The sequence below is a fragment of the Wolbachia endosymbiont (group B) of Apotomis betuletana genome, assembly GCF_947250475.1.
Taxonomy (GTDB): domain Bacteria; phylum Pseudomonadota; class Alphaproteobacteria; order Rickettsiales; family Anaplasmataceae; genus Wolbachia.
In genome coordinates this window covers 51464-72146 of the sequence record NZ_OX366320.1, presented here as the reverse complement: position 1 = coordinate 72146, position 20683 = coordinate 51464, and the positions used below count along the sequence as shown (strand labels likewise).

16 protein-coding genes, 1 tRNA gene and 3 pseudogenes are annotated in these 20683 nt (G+C 34.4%); 5 read left to right on the top strand and 15 right to left on the bottom strand.

Annotation, left to right across the window (positions count from 1 at the left end):
- Nucleotides 1-440: 440 nt before the first annotated feature.
- From OOK82_RS00315 to OOK82_RS00290, 6 genes and pseudogenes are all read right to left on the bottom strand, one after another.
- Nucleotides 441-1781: an ankyrin repeat domain-containing protein gene (locus OOK82_RS00315; protein WP_264374963.1), complete on the bottom strand. Its 1341-nt coding sequence runs from the start codon at nt 1779-1781 to the stop codon at nt 441-443.
- A gap of 110 nt (nt 1782-1891) precedes the next feature.
- Nucleotides 1892-2341 (bottom strand): annotated as a pseudogene (locus OOK82_RS00310) (helix-turn-helix domain-containing protein); the annotation flags it as partial.
- Nucleotides 2342-2680: 339 nt separating this feature from the next.
- Nucleotides 2681-3271 carry a COQ9 family protein gene (locus tag OOK82_RS00305; protein ID WP_007301970.1) on the bottom strand — a complete coding sequence of 197 codons (591 nt, stop codon included), beginning with the start codon at nt 3269-3271 and terminating at the stop codon, nt 2681-2683.
- An 18-nt stretch (nt 3272-3289) separates the two neighbouring features.
- The gene (gene murD / locus OOK82_RS00300) at nt 3290-4645 is read right to left on the bottom strand and encodes a UDP-N-acetylmuramoyl-L-alanine--D-glutamate ligase (protein WP_264704261.1); all 1356 of its coding nucleotides are present in this window, start codon (nt 4643-4645) and stop codon (nt 3290-3292) included.
- Between the two features lie 150 nt (nt 4646-4795).
- Nucleotides 4796-5506, bottom strand: coding sequence for a triosephosphate isomerase (locus OOK82_RS00295; protein WP_264686627.1), 711 nt, complete (start codon nt 5504-5506; stop codon nt 4796-4798).
- A 24-nt stretch (nt 5507-5530) separates the two neighbouring features.
- Nucleotides 5531-5603 (bottom strand) — tRNA-Thr (locus OOK82_RS00290).
- 77 nt (nt 5604-5680) lie between these two features.
- Between OOK82_RS00290 and rsmA the strand changes: the two genes are divergently transcribed.
- Nucleotides 5681-6475, top strand: a complete 795-nt coding sequence (gene rsmA / locus OOK82_RS00285) for a 16S rRNA (adenine(1518)-N(6)/adenine(1519)-N(6))-dimethyltransferase RsmA (protein ID WP_264704260.1) — start codon at nt 5681-5683, stop codon at nt 6473-6475.
- A gap of 123 nt (nt 6476-6598) precedes the next feature.
- Entirely contained in the window at nt 6599-8086 is a 1488-nt protein-coding gene (guaB, locus tag OOK82_RS00280; protein WP_010402276.1) for an IMP dehydrogenase, read from the top strand.
- Between the two features lie 272 nt (nt 8087-8358).
- Here guaB and rho read toward each other — a convergent pair whose 3' ends face one another.
- From rho to icd, 6 genes and pseudogenes are all read right to left on the bottom strand, one after another.
- Nucleotides 8359-9765 carry a transcription termination factor Rho gene (rho, locus tag OOK82_RS00275; RefSeq protein WP_264378026.1) on the bottom strand — a complete coding sequence of 469 codons (1407 nt, stop codon included), beginning with the start codon at nt 9763-9765 and terminating at the stop codon, nt 8359-8361.
- Between the two features lie 194 nt (nt 9766-9959).
- Nucleotides 9960-10565 carry a cell cycle transcriptional regulator TrcR gene (locus OOK82_RS00270; RefSeq protein WP_064086031.1) on the bottom strand — a complete coding sequence of 202 codons (606 nt, stop codon included), beginning with the start codon at nt 10563-10565 and terminating at the stop codon, nt 9960-9962.
- Between the two features lie 114 nt (nt 10566-10679).
- Nucleotides 10680-10794: pseudogene (locus OOK82_RS00265) on the bottom strand (IS5/IS1182 family transposase); the annotation flags it as partial.
- Between the two features lie 279 nt (nt 10795-11073).
- Nucleotides 11074-11721: an endonuclease III gene (gene nth, locus OOK82_RS00260; protein WP_010402332.1), complete on the bottom strand. Its 648-nt coding sequence runs from the start codon at nt 11719-11721 to the stop codon at nt 11074-11076.
- Between the two features lie 21 nt (nt 11722-11742).
- Complete coding sequence (locus OOK82_RS00255) at nt 11743-13044, bottom strand: molecular chaperone DnaJ (RefSeq protein ID WP_264704259.1); 1302 nt, start codon at nt 13042-13044, stop codon at nt 11743-11745.
- 66 nt (nt 13045-13110) lie between these two features.
- The gene (gene icd, locus OOK82_RS00250) at nt 13111-14538 is read right to left on the bottom strand and encodes an isocitrate dehydrogenase (protein ID WP_264686630.1); all 1428 of its coding nucleotides are present in this window, start codon (nt 14536-14538) and stop codon (nt 13111-13113) included.
- 137 nt (nt 14539-14675) lie between these two features.
- On the opposite strand from icd, the gene OOK82_RS00245 reads away from it, so the two are divergent.
- The gene (locus tag OOK82_RS00245) at nt 14676-15167 is read left to right on the top strand and encodes an RDD family protein (RefSeq protein WP_264704258.1); all 492 of its coding nucleotides are present in this window, start codon (nt 14676-14678) and stop codon (nt 15165-15167) included.
- A gap of 74 nt (nt 15168-15241) precedes the next feature.
- Here OOK82_RS00245 and OOK82_RS07735 read toward each other — a convergent pair.
- The 3 genes and pseudogenes from OOK82_RS07735 to serS all read right to left on the bottom strand — a co-directional run.
- Nucleotides 15242-15307: pseudogene (locus OOK82_RS07735) on the bottom strand (WPE palindromic element domain-containing protein); the annotation flags it as partial.
- Between the two features lie 183 nt (nt 15308-15490).
- Entirely contained in the window at nt 15491-16762 is a 1272-nt protein-coding gene (purD, locus tag OOK82_RS00240) for a phosphoribosylamine--glycine ligase (RefSeq protein WP_108784496.1), read from the bottom strand.
- Between the two features lie 31 nt (nt 16763-16793).
- Entirely contained in the window at nt 16794-18074 is a 1281-nt protein-coding gene (gene serS, locus OOK82_RS00235) for a serine--tRNA ligase (protein WP_064085932.1), read from the bottom strand.
- A gap of 127 nt (nt 18075-18201) precedes the next feature.
- On the opposite strand from serS, the gene OOK82_RS00230 reads away from it, so the two are divergent.
- Both OOK82_RS00230 and dusB read left to right on the top strand, forming a co-directional pair.
- Complete coding sequence (locus tag OOK82_RS00230; protein WP_264704257.1) at nt 18202-19689, top strand: hypothetical protein; 1488 nt, start codon at nt 18202-18204, stop codon at nt 19687-19689.
- A gap of 12 nt (nt 19690-19701) precedes the next feature.
- Nucleotides 19702-20652: a tRNA dihydrouridine synthase DusB gene (gene dusB, locus OOK82_RS00225; RefSeq protein ID WP_010402373.1), complete on the top strand. Its 951-nt coding sequence runs from the start codon at nt 19702-19704 to the stop codon at nt 20650-20652.
- Nucleotides 20653-20683: the final 31 nt, after the last annotated feature.

Sequence of the window (20683 nt, the reverse complement as noted above, 5' to 3'; positions counted from 1 at the left end):
AGCGTATACACACATCTGTCATATGTGCGCTGCATTTTTTTTCTAATCTTTTCATACAGGAGGATTTTATGTCCAGAATTCCAGATACTTGACCTTTACTTTAGCTAATAACAGGCGCCTGTGATTTTTATAAAGAAAGTGTAGGAAAAACTGTTTCCAGGCATAAATTTGCCATGTATACCTAAAAAGTAATTATATTAGCATAATATTCATACTTATATGCCAATATTAATATTCTTTGAATGGAATACGAAATTAATGTTGAAAAAATATGTACCAAAAAATTTATGTGGGATCTATGCCGAAGCTCAAATTGCATGACACCATTTATTTTTATGGTTTTGTCTATTTTATTTTGCCACTCTGCTAAACGGATACATTTAATTCCATTTTTATCGAGCAGATAATTGTCATATATTAGCTTAGTTCTCCTGTTATACTTAAATATAAATCAGCATAGCCCTAATTTTTTTATATATTTTACTTCTTTCTCTATATTTAATAATAGGCTTGAAAATAAATGGTAAACCTATAATTGTTAAGCTTAGAGCTAGGATTGAAAGTACACAAAAGGCTTTGTGTTTACTATGTAGCTCTTTCAAGTAAAGCATCAAAAACCTACAAAATTTTTTGTAATTTTCTTCAATATTTTTTTTGCTATGAGCCTTGTCAATAAACATATCTATTGCAGTATAATCATTACTACAATTAATTGCCCCTTTTTCTATTAATAGCTGAGCTATATCAAAATAATCCTTTTGAATAGTAAGATGCAGAGGTGTAAAACCTTGTTGATCACAAATATTCATATTGGCTTTTACTGCTAACAACATTCTTACAATTTCTACATGGCCTTTTTTAGCTGCAAGTAGCAGAGGAGTTCTGTTGCATCTAGTGACGGCATTAACGTTTACCTTAAGCTCCAATAAGAACTTAACTGCTTTAGTATCACCATTATAGCTAGCTTTATGTAACCTGGTGTTACCGCTACAATCTTGGTCATCTGCTTCTATTCCCTTTGAAACAAGAAATGTTACCATTTGCCTATTATTATGCTTAATAGCGCAATCCAGTGCATCAAAACCATGTTTATTTTTTGTGCAAATAAACTCTTTTAACTTAGCTTTTGCTTGCTTTACAATAAGCTTTACCAGTTGCATTTTGTTGTTATATGCTGCTAGAAAAAGCGTAGTATTATTTTCTGCATCTTTTGCTTCTATGTTTGCACCTTTCTTTATCAGATATTCTATAATCTCTGCTCTACTTTCATAATGTGTAGTACATTGATAAATGGTCAAAAATAAAGGAGTACGAAAGTTATTATCTTCACATTCAAGATTTGCTCCGCTATCAATTAAAATCTGGACGCTCTTTTTAGAACCGTATAATGAAGCTATGTGAAGAGGAGTATAGCCTTCCTCAGCATCTTTTTCATTAACTTTTGCGCCTTTTGTTATTAAAAAATCCATTAATTCTGTGTCATCTTGTAGTGTAGCAAGGTGAAGTGGAGTAAATCCATTTTTATCTCTAGAATTAATTGTCAGTTGATTAACAAGAAGTTTAGCAATTTTTTTGTGTCCATGCATAATAGCATAATGCAGTGGATTTCTATTTTCATTGTCCACAACATTAAAGTCAGCTTCGTGCTCTAATAATGATTTTACTCCAACTAAATCGCCTTCTTTTGTAAACTTATGCAAGAGAGTGACTCCGCTTACATCTTTTGAGTTAATATCAAATCCACTTTCTACCAATTGATGTATGTCTTCCTCACACGCCATACCATTTTAATTAAACCCTTTTCGCATTAACAATACTCCCACTTAATTAAGTTTGAATGAATCTGTAAGAGATATATCACAATTTATTGAAGTTACTAAATTCCGATATATTAAAGTCCACAATTTCCTGAATAAAGCCCTGACGATATTTTGCACACATCCATCTGCACACGCTCTCCAGGTACTTTACAGTTATAACGCTTGACCTGTTTGCGATAATGACGTTTAACATGCAGAAGACTTACATCATGTTTTTTGAAAATTTTGTGTATAGTAGCCAATGACAAGGATAAATCATATAGACGTCTTAACTCGGTTTGAATACGCCTTGCCCCTAGCTTTCTAGTTTGTCTTAGATGAAGAATAAGCTGCTCATCTGGTTCATTGATCTTTTGCAAAGGTGAAGTTTTAGGCTTACTACTGAGATCTACTAATCCTTTTTCACCTAACTCTTCATAACGTTTGTACCATTTGCGTAAGGTAAAACGTGAAACACCATAATGCTGACATACCTTTCCTGCATGACCCAACTCTTTGTATAGTTTTATCCAACTCAGACGTAGTTTAACCCTAGATTAACTAATTTATCCTTTGCAATTGTAATAAGGTCTATAAACTACTGCAAATCCAAATTTCTATTTGATCTTACATTCTTATTGTAATAACCTCTATGGATCACACAGCATTAGTCGTGTATCTGAACAGATACTTTTGTACATGGATCAGCTTTATGTGTATCAATTCTGTCTACTTCAAGTTTCCAGTAAAACTACTTTCTAATGTATTGCTTTCAATCAAGTTCTTTGTTAAGCTCACTGTTAGTGGATGTTCAATTATCTTAACATAAAAATCAAGGCAGCTTTAGGTATAAATACGAGTAACTCGTATAAGTAAAGAGGCTATAAGAAGTTTCTTACCATTCTATTCAAACGGGTTTTAAACTTTTGAAATGTCATGACATTGTTGATACGTTTGTCAAGAAACGACAGGGTATCTGCAAAATCTTCTGAATAATCATTGATAAAAAAAAGTATCGTACTTAAGTACACTCCAGCTAATATTGCTCTTTTTGTATAGTAGTTAAAATCTGTTGATTGATCATGAATGCCATACCAAATCGCGCTAACAGTTCTGTACAAGAGTTTACTAGAAAAATATGTATTTTGGGGTAATATAGAGAATGATAAAACATTTTTTAAAAACTCTCTGTAATTTTGTAACTTAGCATAGTTTGAAAGGCGTATTTGGACAGCTAACTTTATCCGCTCTCTTACCTTCATATCTTCTAAATTGGAATTCCAAAGTTCAGTTTCCATTGAGCTATTTAAGTCCTCTGCTATGTACTCCAAAGCACTATATATTCCATTTTGAAATTTACAAAAACTATTGGCTAGGTTAAGGTTCGTGCACACTTTCAATAAGGTTGCATCACTTATTCCTTCAAATGGAATAACCTTAATCAGCTCATCTACTATTAACTTTTGTTCCATACAATACTATACTAAACATCACATATAATTGTACCTGAGATTTTCAAACATTCTGCAAAATGCTTCACCGCGCTCTTCAAAATTTTTCCACTGATCAAAAGAAGAACATGCAGGAGAAAGTAATATCGCTACTTCTTCTTTGCTATTTATGGCCTCTTCAAAAGCCAGTTTAAATGCGTTTTCTAGATTATAGCACTTCATATAATCTATTTTGTTCTCCATAATGTTTGCAAAAACTTCAGTTGATTCTCCAATAAGAAAAGCTTTTCTAATCTTGGTGAAATGCTTGCTTAATGATTCTATTCCGCCTTTTTTGCTTTTTCCGCCAACAATCCAATATATGTTTTTATAAGATAAAATTGCCTTTTCGGTCGATTCTGCATTGGTTGCTTTGCTATCGTTGATAAAAAGTACATTATGTATTTTGCCAAGAAATTCATTTCTGTGTCTTAGCCCTGGAAAGGATTTGATTTCATTGACAATAGTGCTGCTATCTACTCCAAGTAACTTGCACACAGCGTGTGCAGCTACTATATTTTCTACATTGGATACTAGGTTTATTTTCACGTCGCTTACTGATAAGCTATGATTCTCTAGTTTCCCAGTGCCTAGGCACTGGGATGACAAAGAGGGTGACATCGAAGCTGAGATTGGAATTTTGTTCCCAGTGAATTTATTGAATACATCAGCGGTAATTTTGTTATCACATCCTATCACGGCAATCTTGCTACTGTTTATCAGTTTTAATTTAGTTGCTATGTAGTTATTCATACTTCCATGTCTATCTATGTGGTCTGGTGTGATGTTGAGCAATACAGAAATGTCTACATTCATTTTATTTATTAGCTCCAATTGAAAAGAGGAGAATTCAATTACATAAATTTCTGCATCTCTTTCTAAATCCAAAATAGGCACACCTAAATTCCCGCCAATAGCTACTTTTTTCCCTGTGGATTTTAATATGTGCCCTATTAGTGACGTGGTGGTTGATTTGCCATTTGTTCCAGTGATGCCTACAACCTTCTGGCTTGTAGTTTTAGTTTCAAGAAATAGCTCAATGTCTGATTTTATTTTGCAGTCAAAGCTTCTTGCAAGTTTTACTACCCAATGCGTTGGTATTGGCACTCCAGGGCTCAAAATTAGTGTGCTTATCTCATGCCAATTATACTCATTGGGATGAGTAAAGTTACACTCTTTATATATCTTTTTTGCATTTGCTATTTGCTCTTTATTATCATCCCATGCATATATTTTTGCACTGCTTTTTGTTAGAGCATTAATAACGGACAAACCAGTTTTACCAAGGCCGAAAACCGCAACACTTTGATTTTTGTATTTGTTTAGTTGCACTTCTAGATAACTTATGCGAACCATTTTATAAAGATATAATACAAATTATAATGACTTCTTCCATAGTTTTTGGCAGTGCTTAACTTTATTGTCACAACCTTAGCCAATAGAAAACTCCTTGACACATTTTGCCAACTCCCTTGCCATGACAATAAGAGTATTTATCCTTTAGAATTAATTAAGAGAAAATTTTTTCTTGACTTGTTGTATAATTTGATAAAAGTGATCAAAATCTAAGCTTGCACTACCAATTAAAACTCCCAATAGATTTGGAATACTGAGCAAGTTTCCTATATTTTCTGAGCTGACTGAGCCACCATATATAATGTGTTTTTTACCAGTACACAATTTTATTATCTCTATCACCTCAGCAATTGCGTCATTATTTGGCACATTTCCTGTTCCTATTGCCCATATCGGTTCGTATGCTATGGTATATTCACCTTGTGTTGGCAAACGGTTTTTGCATTGATATTCTATTACTTCTTTTGTTTTTTTATTTTTATAATCTTCTGAGTTTTCACCTACACAGATGATTGGGTGTAATCCTGATTCTATTGCTGTTTTCGATTTAAGTTTTATTTCACTATCTTTTTCATGAGCCCTTTCAGAATGTCCAAGTATTACGTAACTACATCCTAGTTCCTTCAACATTCCTGCACTAATTTCACCTGTGTAAGAACCGAACTCTTTATGATGGCAATTCTGTCCTCCTATTTTAATATTGTTATTCAACTCTATATTGCTTGGAAATGATGTAAAAGGAGGGCAAATTACTAATTTAGAGGTAATTTCGTTGCTCTTGTTGTTAAGTTTGCCTATAAAGTCAACAAATGAAGAACGTGTTCCATTCATTTTCCAATTTGCTACTATTAAAAAAGACATCAATTTTTCTTATATGAATGAGAGTGCCGGCTGTCGGACTTGAACTGACAACCTACTGATTACAAGTCAGTTGCTCTACCAATTGAGCTAAGCCGGCATTAAATACACTGACAATATACAATTATTGATGAATTTTCGTCAACTAATTTTTAAAATACTGCATACTAAGATCATATGAAAAAATTTTTACTGAAGCCAAAAAAGAGTCTAGGGCAAAATTTTATTTTATCGAATGAGATAATAAAAAGAATAGTTGCCTTAGCTGGTAGCCTGAAAGATTTTAATGTTATTGAAATTGGTCCTGGGTATGGTGCGTTAACAAGAGAAATATTGGCATATAATCCAAAGTTTCTACTTTCTATAGAAAAAGATAGTAGTTTAGTGAAACATCACGAACAATTGCTAAATGAGCATCAGGGAAAATATAGAATTATAGAAGCAGATGCACTTAATGTTGTAGAAAAAGAGCTGGTAGAATGTCCAGTCAAAGTCATTGCTAACTTGCCTTACAATATCTCAGTAGCGTTATTTTTAAAGTGGTTAAATAATATAAAATTTTTTACGAATTTGACGTTAATGTTCCAAAAGGAGGTAGCAGAGCGTATTACAGCAGAACCTAATTCTAAAGATTATGGTTCCCTATCAGTGCTAAGCCAGTTACTATGCGACATAAAAAAGGAATTTGATATTGAACCTAAGGAATTTTTTCCAAGACCAAAAGTATATTCTTCAGTAATTACAGTAAAACCTTTACCCACTCCAAGATTTGCAGTAAATTTAGAAACCTTAACAAAGCTAACACGTGCTGTGTTCGCTCAAAGAAGAAAGATGCTGAGAAATAGCTTGCAAAGTATAACTAGTGATGTCTCAACTACTCTTGAGAATGCTAAACTGAGTGGAGACGAACGTCCAGAAAGCTTAACTATTGAGCAGTTCTGTTTGATAGCAAATAATATAATTATGCGATAAATATATTAGGAGCTACATACCTCTTCTATCCTATTTTGATCTAAAAATAGCTGGAGCCAGGCTAATTTTGCAAAAGCTCTATTGCAATTTCATTAATTGGCGTATAAGCTTTAAATAAAGCATATGAAAAAAATGGAAGCTTGTTATTCGTTTGACGATGTACTTCTCTTACCGGCCTATTCTGATGTATTGCCTCGTGATGCAGACACAAGAACTTATCTAACAAATAATATAGAACTAAATATCCCTCTCATATCCTCTGCAATGGACACTGTCACTGAATCAGGCTTTGCAATAGCTATTGCCCAACATGGTGGAATAGGTTGCATACATAAGAATTTATCAATAGATGAACAAGTGTTAGAAGTAAGAAGGGTGAAAAAATATGAAAGCTGGATCGTGTATAACCCAATTACAATTTCCCCAGATAAAACGGTTGCAGAAGCAGTTTCATTAATGAGAGAGTATAATTATTCCGGCATTCCTGTAGTTGATCAACGCAAGTTAGTGGGAATTTTAACTAATCGAGATGTGAGGTTTATTGAAGACCAGAACATGAATATAAAAGTTTCCGAGGTAATGACAAAAGATAAGTTAGTAACAGTTCGAGAGCAGGCAGTAAACAGCGCCTCAGCAATGAAATTGTTGCATGCAAATAGAATAGAGAAGCTTTTGGTTGTTGATGAAAATTCTTGTTGCATAGGTCTAATCACAGTTAAAGACATCGAAAAATACAATAGATATCCAAATTCATGTAAAGACAGTAAAGGTCGACTCAGAGTTGCCGCTGCAATTGGTACTGGTAAAAAAGATGGTATAGAAAGATGTGAAGCTTTGATCGGAGAGGAAGTCGATGTGGTTATTGTAGATACCGCTCACGGTCATTCCGAGAACGTTATCAGCACCATTAAGGAAATAAAAAAGATGTATCCGAATACGCAATTAATCGGCGGAAATATTACAACAAAGGAGGCTGCTGAAGCGTTAATTGATGCTGGTGTTGATGCAGTAAAGGTTGGAATAGGGCCCGGATCAATTTGTACTACCAGAATAGTTACAGGTGTTGGTATGCCGCAATTCTCTGCAATCAAGAATGTTGCAGAGGTGTGTAGAGCAAAAAACGTCAGACTAATTGCTGATGGTGGAATAAAATATTCGGGAGATGTTGCAAAAGCTATTGCAGCTGGTGCTGATACTGTGATGATAGGTTCAATCTTTGCTGGTACTGAGGAAAGCCCAGGTGAGATTATCATGTATAAGGGTAGAGCATATAAGGAATATCGAGGAATGGGATCTATTAGTGCAATGAAACGAGGGTCAGCTAGCCGTTATTTTCAAGATTCAAAACTTGATTTAGTCCCACAAGGAGTAGAAGCAAGAGTTCCTTTTAAAGGTCCAGCTTCAGGAGTGATCTGTCAGTTAATTGGTGGGTTGCAAGCTGCAATGGGTTACACTGGCAACCGTAATATAGAAGAGATGAAAAAAAACTGCAAATTTGTCACTATTACTTCATCAGGGTTAAGAGAAAGTCATGCTCATGATATAATCATTACACAGGAAGCTCCAAATTACGCTTACCAAGCATCTAATTTATCATCTGATTCAGAGTAAATACAATCCCCTTTTGAGTGGGTCATTTCAACACTGGTACACAATTGTATAAACATATTAATATTAAGAGTCAAAAAGATGTCATCTAAGTGGCTGACACTGGAAAATCGATTGTAAATAAACTGACTACATAAAATTTTTGATCAAAATCAGTGCTATAAGTTGGAATAGCAACTTAAGGTAGATTGCCAGCTTAATATATTTTGATAAATCCAAATTATTTTAGCTATAAGAGAGCTTTGCTTTTTTGCTCCATCAGAATTGGCTTACTTTTAGTGATTCATGGAGTTAAAAAAGTCAGCATTGCTCTTTGTTAAAAGTAATTTGTCACGTAAAAACTCCATTGCTTCAACAGATCCCATAGGGTTAAGTATCCTACGCAATACCCATATTTTATTTAGTATGGCCTTATCAACTAATAGCTCTTCCTTCCTTGTTCCGGATTTTGTAATATCAATAGCAGGGAATATACGTTTATCAGCAAGTTTTCTATCTAGTATAATTTCAGCATTACCTGTGCCTTTAAACTCTTCAAAAATAACATCATCCATTTTTGAACCAGTTTCTATAAGGGCTGTAGCGATGATTGTCAAAGAACCACCATTTTCAATATTACGAGCTGCTCCAAAAAAGCGTTTTGGTCTTTGCAGCGCATTTGAATCTACACCACCGGTTAGAACCTTTCCAGACGAAGGAATGACTGCATTATAAGCACGTGCAAGGCGAGTTATAGAATCAAGCAAAATCACTACATCTTTTTTGTGTTCAACCATTCTTTTAGCTTTTTCTATTACTATTTCAGCAAGTTGGACATGACGGTAGGCAGGTTCATCAAATGTAGAGCTTACCACTTCACCCTTTACAGAGCGTATCATATCTGTTACCTCTTCGGGTCTTTCATCTATAAGTAATACTATTAGTTCTATTTCAGGATGATTTGTAGCTATAGAGTGAGCCATTTGCTGAAGCAATATCGTTTTTCCTGTACGAGGTGGAGCAACTATCAATGCTCTTTGTCCTTTTCCAAGAGGTGTAACTATATCTACAGCACGCATGTTTATATCTTTTTTATTATCTCCGCTACTGTTGTTTTCAAGGATGAGGCTTTTTTCAGGATAAAGTGGAAGCAAATTATCAAAATGTACGTACTTTCTTAATTCACTGATTTCAGTAGAGTTTATACTGTGAACCTTAGTTAAAGTAAAATATCTTTCCTTATCACCAGGTGGCCTTATTTCTCCACATGCCATATCTCCTGTACGTAAATTAAACTTCTTTATTTGGCCATTGGAAATATAAACATCATCGGTACTTGGAGCATAATTTGCACTTGATGAACGTAAGAAACCAAAACCATCAGGCAATATTTCCACTACTCCACTTCCTGTGGTTATGCCTCCTTCTTCACTCATTTTCTTCATTAAACTGAATATCATTTCCTGTTTTAGCATCCTGCCATTGCCTTTACCACTAGTTGAAATTTTTCTTTCTTCAGCTAGCTCTAACAATTCTTCTGCTGTTTTCTCTTTCAATTCGCTCAGGTCCAACGTTTTCTTGTTTTTTTCAGCACCTTCACTGGTCATTTGTTTTACTGCGTCAGCATTATGAATTTGTTCGCTTTTTTCAGGTTGACCTACAACCTCTCCTTTTGCTAAGACATCTTCATTGATTGTTGTCATAATCCTCCAAAAATTTTAATTGATGCTTACTAACCTAAAATGTGAGTATAAAACAATAAATTAGGCTGAGCTAGTTTTTAGTGCGTATTTAGACTTAATTATTATTAAACTAGATACTTTACTTACATTATACTGATAAAAACTAACAAGTCAAGTCAATTTAATATTAACAAAGTACAAGAATTTGAGAATCATCAATAGCTATTATTTATATTTTTTAATCTTTGTTTCTTCTCTTCTTCTACTTTCGCTTTTTCTACTTCCGCTTCTAAATTTTCCTGGCTACATAAACCAAGTAGTACAGGATCTTGAGGTTTGATATTGAGTATGTTATGATGAGATCCATCTCTTACCTGCTCAACTGTGTAATTTGTTGTACTAACTAGCTTAGCTATCACATTATTGTTCAAGATAGGAAATTTTTTTACCAAATAATAAATCGCATTAGGTTTATCTCTACGCCTTGCTGTGGAAGCAAAGGCAAGAAAGCTAATCGTCTTTGCCCTTTTTTTCATATTTTTTATAATCAAATTTGGTACACGATTTGGATTTTTTTTGCAATTATCGATTTCTTTTTCAGTAATTATTTCAGAAATAATAGGGTCATACTTTTCAACTTCTATTTCCTCATCAGCTATGTCTTGTACTTTTTCAAGGGATAACTTGCAACATTGTGCTATTTGATCAAAAGTTAAGCTAGTGTTATCAACCAACCAAGCAGCTACTTGCATGAGAAATTGTTCATTTCTATCTTTATTGTCTTTAGAAGATTCCATTGACATCGAAAAAACATCTCCCATTTTAATATTCCTTTACTGTTATAGAAATAAAATATAAACCATTAAAACTAAAAAAGCATTAACTTTGTCATCCAATGGCTTTTTGGTTTATATTTCTTATCTCTTAGAACCTGTTCATAATCTTTTGAGGAGGAAAGAAGTAAAAGCAAATTTGTAGGCTAGTATTAAGTTTACGCTCGCAATTTTTCCAAAGTCGCCTACATTTTTCCAACCAGGCAAAAGATCTCTTACGTTAGCTAGTTGTTACTCTCTAATCCTGAAAATTGGCGTTCTATACTGTCTTAAACGTTTTATAAGCTCGTTTCAGCTTATGTAGGTAAAAACCTAGAAATATTGTGAAGACATAAGGTGCACATAGTGCAAAAAATTAAAAATAAGACGCCAACTGTATAATACTTTTGTCGTTTAATCTGCACAGATTGAAGATAATAAAATACCTTCAGTCTTATGATAAGGAAAATGGAAAAATGTGTAAAGTAATCTTTTTCACCTCTGTGAGCTACTTGAATTAAAAAAGAAGAGATACTAACCTCTTGCATTCAAACTCACATAAATCATGAATTATGCATGTTTCACACGAAGGTTTTTGCGCTTTGCAAACATATCTACCATGCAAAACTAGCCAATGATGAGCATAAAGTAGGTATTTTTTTGGCACTACATTCAAAAGAGACTGCTCTGTTTTAAGTACATCTTTTTCTTTCACAAGCCCAACTCTATTGCTCACTCTAAAAACGTGAGTATCAACTGCCAATGTTGGAATACCAAGCCCTGAATTTAAGAACACATTAGCGCTCTTTCTCCCAACCCCTGGTAAAGATACCAAATCATCGAAATTAGTAGGCACTTTGCTATTGTACCTCTCAATCAATATTTTACTGAGCCCGATTATATTTTTTGCTTTGGAATTATATAAACCAATACTGCTTATGCATTTTCTCAGCTCACTTTGCCCAAGATTCAACATTTTTTCTGGCGTATCAGCGATACTAAATAGCTCCTTTGTAATTTTATTAACACTTATATCGGTCGTCCGCGCTGACAGAACTATTGCAACTAATAACGTAAAATGATTGGTATAATTTAGCTCTATTTTTGGCGCAGGATTTGACTGTTGAAATTTTTCAAATATTAATTCTACTTTTTTTGAGTCCATGCATAGAGCTAAAAGCTTATACTATACTGTTTGCTGTGCAAATTCAATTGCTCGAGGATGAGGTAGTCCTTCAGTATTAACATCAGACATATCAGTTTTTACCTCATCAAAATTCCTTTCAGCAAACTCGCTTGCCACTTCTGCAAAACATTTTCTAACAAGAGGCATGATAATTGGCATTAACAGTTTTCGTGGATCATACCGTCCTAACAGATCAGTCTCCTTTTGCACTCTATCTCTTGGATCCTCTTCTAGTAAATCTTTTGTGTGCTTGTCAGCATATATTTCACAGCCTTTTGAGAAAATAGGAGCTAATGCTTCAATTAATACTGCCAATAACAATAGTGGACCAAGTACAGCTCCACCAACAGTTAATCCATTAGCAATGAAATTTATTGTAACTAAATAAACAGAAAAAGCAGCTAAAGGATAGTTGATAAGAAGTTTACTGCTTAGCTCGATATAGCTCATCTTACTTATGAATTCATCAGTAGAAATTTCTGAATTGGCATGCTTTTTCATATAATGACCTACTAATAAACGAGAGGCGTTATCAATAATGATATTAAGTGCTATGATCCACCATGAAAAATAGCAACCTATAGTAATTATAGTTAATATAGCTAAAGGCAGAAAACTTATTTTTGGTACTAACATTAGAGCATTTTTGCGCTCTATAAATTTCAATGCTAATGTCTTTTTATCTTCTTCAATTAGGCTTCTCTTTTCTTTTAGAGGAGTAATATAATTGAATAATTGTATGCTTGGCTTTGCTATATATTGATATAACTCTTGCATTAACTTTGCACTTTGTACACTCTTCTGAAAATTATCTAAATTTGGATTTAGCAAAATCCTCTCTATTTGAGCCTGAAGTTCATTATAGCTTTTTAGGTCTTCTCCAAACGAACAATCATTTCTTTTTAGTATAGCAATCAACCCATCAAAATCTTTACCTACAGCTTCTTCCTCACTGATTTTTAGCTCGTTAAACAACTTTCTCCTATAGTGAAACTCTCTTGCCGTTAAACGTCCATTACTTTCAGCACCAACACTGACTTTAACACAAGGATTTCCTGACTCCAAAGGTTCAATGTACTTTTTTAGCTCTTGATAAGCTTTATAAATCTGATCAAATCTATTTTTGTCTCCACCTTTGTCAGGATGGTTTACAAGAATTAACTTCTTATGCTGCTTCTTCAAAATTGCGCTAAGCTCTTCATAATTCTTGTCTACAACTTGCTTAGCTTCTATTTCTAATATGTCGAACAGATTAGCATTATCACGAAACTCCTGATTAGTTAACTTAAAATGTTGACTCATTACTATTCCTCACATAAATATATCATATTTAGTGTTTTACGCAAACACAAAAACATTAAGCAATAATCAGGAGAAAAAACCCTCTTTTCCATCATATAAATACAATTTATCCATTCTCACCACGTCAAAGCTATTTTCTTCAAGTTTGATTAGCAAGTTATTCACATCAATATTTGTAATAGCTTGCTTTTCATTATTTGCGATAAACCTGCAGGTTATTTGGTCACTTGAAGATTTTGAGCCTCCTGGCCAAATTGCAAGTCCTTTTGAGTATATTGCTATCATTTTCAGATTACTCGATTCAAATAATCTTACTATTTGATCAAAATTGTTGGATTTGTCCCAAGCAAGCGCTATATCACTACCCACTAGCTTTTTAACTTTGTAATCTTGTTCGTAATGGTCTTGTACTTTATTTATTTTACTATCCAAATCACTGCTAATTATAATCTCAGGTAATGTTGCAGGTTTCTTTCCTAGATTATCTATAACAGCTTGTGCAAATTCTTTTGTCCCAACTTTCTGCTTGCTCTTTTTCTCCTTATATAAATCAGCAGTGTGTATTCCATCTTCTAAGGTTTTTAACCATGCATTGTAAATTAGCTTTGCAGTACTCACTTGACCGATATAGACCAACATATGCACTGCAGCATTTAAAAGACCAGAAGGATTAGCTATGTTTTTTCCTGCAATATCAGGAGCAGAGCCGTGAACCGCTTCAAACATTGCATATTCATTACCTATATTGCTACTTCCTGCAAGCCCTACAGAACCTGAGGTTTGTGCCACTATATCTGATAATATGTCGCCATATAGATTTTCAGTTACTATAACATCGAAATTCTCGGGTTCTGTGGCAACACGTGCCATTCCAATATCAACTATATAATGTTCCGCCTTTATATCCGGATATTCTTTTGCAATACGATCAAACGCTGCATGAAAAGCGCCGTCAGTCATTTTCATTATGTTGTCTTTAGTCAGGCAAGTTACTTTCTTTCTGTTATGTTTTTTCGCATATTCAAAAGCGTACCTGCATATTTTTTCTGAGCCAGATCTAGTAATAATTTTAGTGCATTGGTACGAGTCACCAGTGAGCCTATGCTCTATTCCGGTGTAAACATCTTCTTCATTTTCGCGTATTACTACGATATCAAACTTACCGAATTTATTTTCTATAACAGGATGATATGAAATGCATGATCTGATATTTGCATATAACCCTAGGTTCTTTCTGAGCGCCACATTTAGGCTTTTGTGCCCTTTGCCTTGAGGAGTTGTCGTCGGAGATTTTAGTAATATCTTTGTCCTTTCAATAGATTCCCAACCACTTGGAGAAATGCCGTGAGACCATTCTTTACTATAAACACACTCTCCTATTTCAATAATATCTACTGAAATCTTTGCTTTCGCTTCACGCAATATCGACAGCACCGCTTCCATAATTTCTGGTCCGATACCATCACCATACGCAACTGTGACTGATGTTGACATAACTTCCTTAACTGTAAATGATTTAATGTTAATTCAAATAATATAGTGGCACAAGCAGCTAGTACTGTACAAGTTGACATATTTACAGTTATTTAATAACATGTTCTTATGTCAGTTAGTAATGCGGGTGGGGTTGTATGGATACTAAAATAAGCTATGCAAGAGTTACGAGACGCATTTTTGCATTTGCGTTTGATCATATTTTATTAACGGCGATAAAGTATTTTATTGGATTTAACGTTGGATGTACCTTAGGTTCTTTAACACCCAATGCGGTTAAAATAATTTCAGACAACGCAACAATTCTTAATGTAACAGCACTAATATTGGCATTAGCATTTTATGCATTTACGATAATAGAATTCGGCGGAACTCCGGGACAATTATTGCTTCGTATGCAGATAAAAGACAAAAATACACTTGAAAAAATCACTATAACACAAACAATAATCAGAACAGGAACTTTTGGAGTGTTATATTTTATAATTTTTTATACAATATTGAGTATTTCTAGTCTATTTATAATTTTACCAATTATTATAATATTGTTTGCAACATTTGATAAGCATAAACAGTTCCTTAATGACAAAATTGCAAAAACAGTAGTGATAGACTATAAACCTAGTTGATGTTTTTCTTTAGTTGTTATCACCAAGGGTGTTATTCCAGCGCGTGACCCACATCTGTACGAACATTGCAATTAGCAGGTAATTTGCATAATAGACGGTGTCATTCCAGTGCTTGACACTGGAATCCAGTTTTCCATATAATCTCATCGAAAACGTTGTAACCACTTTCTATGCTAGTGTGCTTTCATCAACCTGGATCCCAGTGTCAGCTACTTTCATGACAAGAAAAGAAGCACTGGTTTCACATGAATCTGAACAGATATCATGTTTTTCTTTAGTTTACTGCTTACAAAGTGACTTTTTTTGTTTCTGCATGAGCTAAATTAACTACCAATATCATACCTGAAGAACCCACCTGACCATTCTAGAAAATTTAACGCTGAGTACACTTTACTTTTAGCTTCTTCCACAGTATTTCCTTCTCCTACTATATTTAGCACCCTTCCGCCATCGGAAATCCAATTACCACTTTCATCCAACTTAGTACCAGCATGAAAAACTAGCACACCAGGAATGTTTTCAATTTTATCCAATCCTTTAATTACCTCTCCTTTTTGATAATCACCAGGATAGCCTTTACTTGCAACAACTACACAAACTGTAGTTTTGTGATTAAACTCCACCATTTTTGTATTTAACTTGCCTTCTGCAACTGACAACATCAACTTTAACAAATCACAATTTGGATCAAGTCTAGGTAAAATAGATTGTATTTCCGGATCCCCAAACCTAACATTATACTCAAGAAGCTTTGGACTATCTTTGCAAATCATTAAACCAGCAAAGAGTACGCCTTTATAGGATGTTCCCATGTTAGTCAGTGCTTGAATTGTAGGATATATTATTTTTTGGATAATTTTTTGCTCCATCTCCTTACTTATAATCGAAGGTGATGAGTATGACCCCATGCCTCCAGTATTTTGTCCCTCGTTATTTTCACCAACTCTCTTGTAATCTTTTGCACACCCAAGGGTTACTACCTTCAACCCATCAATAAGAGCAAAAAAACTTACTTCCTCTCCAATTAAAAACTCTTCTATGATTATTTCTTCACCTGACTCACCAAGATTTTTCTCCACTAGCATTGAATCTATTGCTGAAAAAGCTTCATTTTCTGTGTGGCATATTATGACGCCTTTCCCTGCTGCAATTCCATTTGCTTTAATTACAAGCGGAAATTTTATTTTATTACTACGGACAAAATTTTTAGCTAACCTTTCATCAATAAAACGCTCATACTTTGCAGTTGGTATACCATACTGTTTACATAGTTCCTTCGTAAAAGACTTTGATGCCTCAAGTTTTGCAGCTGCTTGACTTGGAGCAAAAACATTTATTCCCTCTGCAGCTAAATCATCAGCAAGTCCATTAATTATCGGTTGCTCTGGACCAATAATTACTAGCTCTATATTTTCTTTCTTGCAAAATTGTATAACATCCACTGAATCTTGAATATTTAGATTCACAAGAACTCCAAAATTTTCCATGGCCGGGCGACCAGGAGTAACATATAACTTAGTCAAGGTAGGAGACTTCTTTAAAGCCCAAAGTAAAGCATGCTCACGCCCACCAGAACCTATAACCAGAACCTTCATCTTTATTTCCTCGCTTTTCTATATGTCAAAATTATTGTTTGCTTATAACAGTATCATTACTCATGTATCTTTGCAACACGTTTGGTATTGTAACTGACCCATCGGAATTTTGATAGTTCTCCATTATGGCAACAATTGTTCTTCCTATGGCTAAAGCTGAGCCGTTTAAAGTGTGAACGTATTTTTTTGTTTTTCTGTCAGTTTCTAAGAAGTATTTAGTGTTCATTCTTCTTGCCTGGAACGTACCGCAATTTGAGCAGCTTGATATTTCTCTGTACTTATTTTGCTCAGGTAACCATACCTCTATATCATAAGTCTTTTGTGCAGCAAAGCCCATATCACCACTACAAAGCAGCATTATTCTATACGGTAGTTCTAATTTTTTTAATATTTCCTCAGCAGCATTTGTCATGCGTTCAAGCTCATCATTTGACTGGTCTTCAGTTGTGATGCTTACCAACTCCACTTTACCAAATTGGTGTTGCCTTATCATACCTCTTGTATCTCGTCCTGCGCTACCAGCTTCTTTACGAAAACATTCTGAATATGCAGTAAAACGAATAGGCAGTTCTTTTTCTTCTATTATTTTGTCAGCAACTAAATTTGTTAAAACTACTTCACTTGTGGGAATTAATCTTAATTTATCGGTAGTTAAATATGAATCATCAAAAAATTTTGGTAGTTGACCAACATTATACATCGCCCTATCCTTTACTAAAACTGGATGATGCACTTCAGTATAACCAAATTCATTAACATGTGTTTCCAGCATAAAATTTATTAATGCTCGTCCAAGCTTAGCTAACTGTCCTTTTAGTATTGTAAACCTTGATCCAGAAATTTTTGCTGCTTGTTCAAAATCCATCAAGCCTAACCTTTCTCCGAGTTCATAATGAAATTTTGGCATAAAACTAAATTGCCTTTTTTCTCCATATTTTCTGATTTCTACGTTGGAGCTCTCATCTTCACCTATTGGTACATTTTGTGCAGAAATATTTGGTAAGTTAGATAAAATATCCACTAACTTATTTTTTTCTGTTTGCTCCTTGAGGCTGATTGTCTCTATCTCACTTGTGATGCTTTTTGATAACTTTACTTGTTCTTCACATGGGCTTTTGTTCATTTTAAGCCTCTTTATTTCTTCCGTGACCTCGTTTCGTTGCTTATTTAAAGCTTGCAATTTAGTAGTCAGTGATCTTTTTTTATGGTCAATCTCTAATATTTCTTCTGTAGTAAATTCTTTCACCCCTCTGCTTTTTATTGCTTTTTCAAATCCTTTAGGGTTTTTGCGTATATGTTCTATATCATGCATATGTTGTGCTATTACTAACATCATTACTCTACTTCAAAAGCTTTGAATGCTCAATATTTTTACATATAAATGCTAATATTGATTTTACCTTCATAATTTGCTAGAATTGATAAACGTGAAATATAATATGTTAGCCATCATAGAAAGATACAATAAATCTAAAGAGAGTACTCACTTCACTAAACTTAAGGCTAGTGGAAGATTTGCTGTCTACGCTTTTTGTATATATTTGGCGACTACATTTACCATTGGCTGTTTGGGATTAATAATGGGATCTTTCCTCTTAACCTTACCACTTGCTATGCTCATCTCCAACCCTATAGCTTGGATCTTAATGGGAATAGTGCTTGCAGCGACATACAAGATGGTTATTGAACCTTTATTTTACTTGGTAAAAGGTTATGTTGATGAAAAAGGAACTGTAAAGGAAGAAAAGAGTCCAAAAGAGCAAAAATTCACAAGAAGTAAATCACTGGATAGTGGACTAGATACTATATCAAGACAAACAAATGATTCGGATAAGAGGGTACGTAGAAATTCCTATTCTCCATCTACAGATAGTGGTATTGTACCAGGAAGTGAACCTGCCTCAAGTAACAATAGTCGTAGAAATTCTAATGCTTCAGGAGATAGTGGTTTGGGTGGCAAAGAGTTTCATGAAAATTTACAAACTCTTATGCATCAGACAAATAGAGAAAATTACTATTACTGGCTACAAGAACATGATATTTCTCATATTGCAAGAGCTGTATATAACTATTCAGAAAATTCAAGTGGCAATGTAGTTTTTTGTATTCCTGGTGATGTGAGTACTTTAAACTCAAAACTGAAAGAGTATAAAATAGAACAAGGGAACACAAAAAAAATCTTTGCCTCGATTATTAATTTAGGAGGAAATCACTGGGTAACACTGATAGTCACATGTAATGGTAACAGACAATTTAGAGCTTATTATTGTGACTCATTTGGTAATAAATTACCAAATGAGGTTGAAGGAAAGGTAAAAGACGATATAAGTCTTGCTAATGAGATTGCTGAGAAGTGTCTAGTACCCTTAAGTAATGAGGTGGGAAGTTTAATACGGGAAAGAGAAAATAATCCAGATAATGCTAGCCTTAAAGAGAAAAAAGATGATGTTGAAAAAACATTAGGTCATGCAAGAGAAGATAGAAATAAGTTAGTTAGTAAGCCAATTGATACTAGTTATATAGTGGGCATATTGCAGGAAACCTTAGAGATAGGAAATGATAGCATAAAGAGTTCTGCGGTTGATCAGCAAAAAGATGGCTGTAATTGTGGAGTATTTGCTTTAGAAAATGCTCATAGGATTACGGAAATGCTCAACGAGGATAAATCATTTGATGAAATTGACAGAGAGTTATCAAAGTACAAGCCTAAGCCAGAAGAATTGCAAGAAAAAAGAAGAGAGTTCGCAAAAGCACTTATGGAGGATGAAGAGTGGAAAGAATCCATTGCTGAAGGTGGAATTTTACATGATGCTCTACAGCAGCTTAGTCTTGAAGATAGTAAGAAAGAGGAGGCACAATCTACCATAAGTTCGATTATTCAAAATGTTACTACAACGTGTGCAAGACGTTTGGGCTTAAGTAATTAATCTATAAAATCTATGTCCCTACAAATAGGAAGTTTGACGATTGATTCTCCAGTTATTTTAGCGCCAATGTCTGGAGTGACTGACTATCCATTTAGGAGTATTGTAAAGAAACTTGGTGCAAGTTTGCTAGTCTCAGAAATGATTGCAAGCAGAGCTATGATCATGCAAACTCGCCAGAGCATGCAAAAAGCAAAAGTCGATGAACTAACCGCTGTACAACTTGCTGGTTGTGAGCCTGATGTTATGGCGGAAGCTGCAAAGTTAAATGAGGGCATGGGTGCAAAAATCATAGATATAAATTTTGGTTGTCCAGTTAAAAAAGTTGTAAACGGTTACGCAGGGTCAGCACTTATGCGTGATGAAAAAAAGGCTGCTGAGATAATAGAAGCTGTAGTCAAGGCAGTGAGTGTGCCAGTTACAGTAAAAATGCGTACTGGATGGAATGACGAAAATCGTAATGCTCCGCGCTTGGCAAAAATTGCAGAAGATTTGGGAGCAAAGATGATTACTGTACATGGAAGGACAAGGGCACAGCTTTATAATGGTCAAGCAGATTGGAAATTCGTTAGAAATGTTAAAGAGCAGGTAAAAATTCCAGTTATAGTAAATGGAGATATTAAGAGTTTGAATGATGTTCAAAGTGCACTTAAAGAATCTGGGGCAGATGGAGTAATGATAGGTCGTGGTGCTTACGGCAAACCTTGGCTGATTAATCAAGCAATAAACTTTTTGAGTGGAAATAAAGTTTCTGAGCCAACAGCCTCAGAGAGATTAAGCATAATACTCAAGCATTATGACAGTATTCTTGAGTACTATGGAAGCGATACAGGAATAAAGATGGCCCGCAAACATATAGGATGGTACAGTAGCGGGCTTCAAAACTCATCTGAATTTCGTGTAAGAGTAAATAACATAATAGACAGCACAGAGGTGAAAGAAAATATAATTGATTTTTTTAGTTAAAAACAGATTAAACATACTACCTCATTAGATA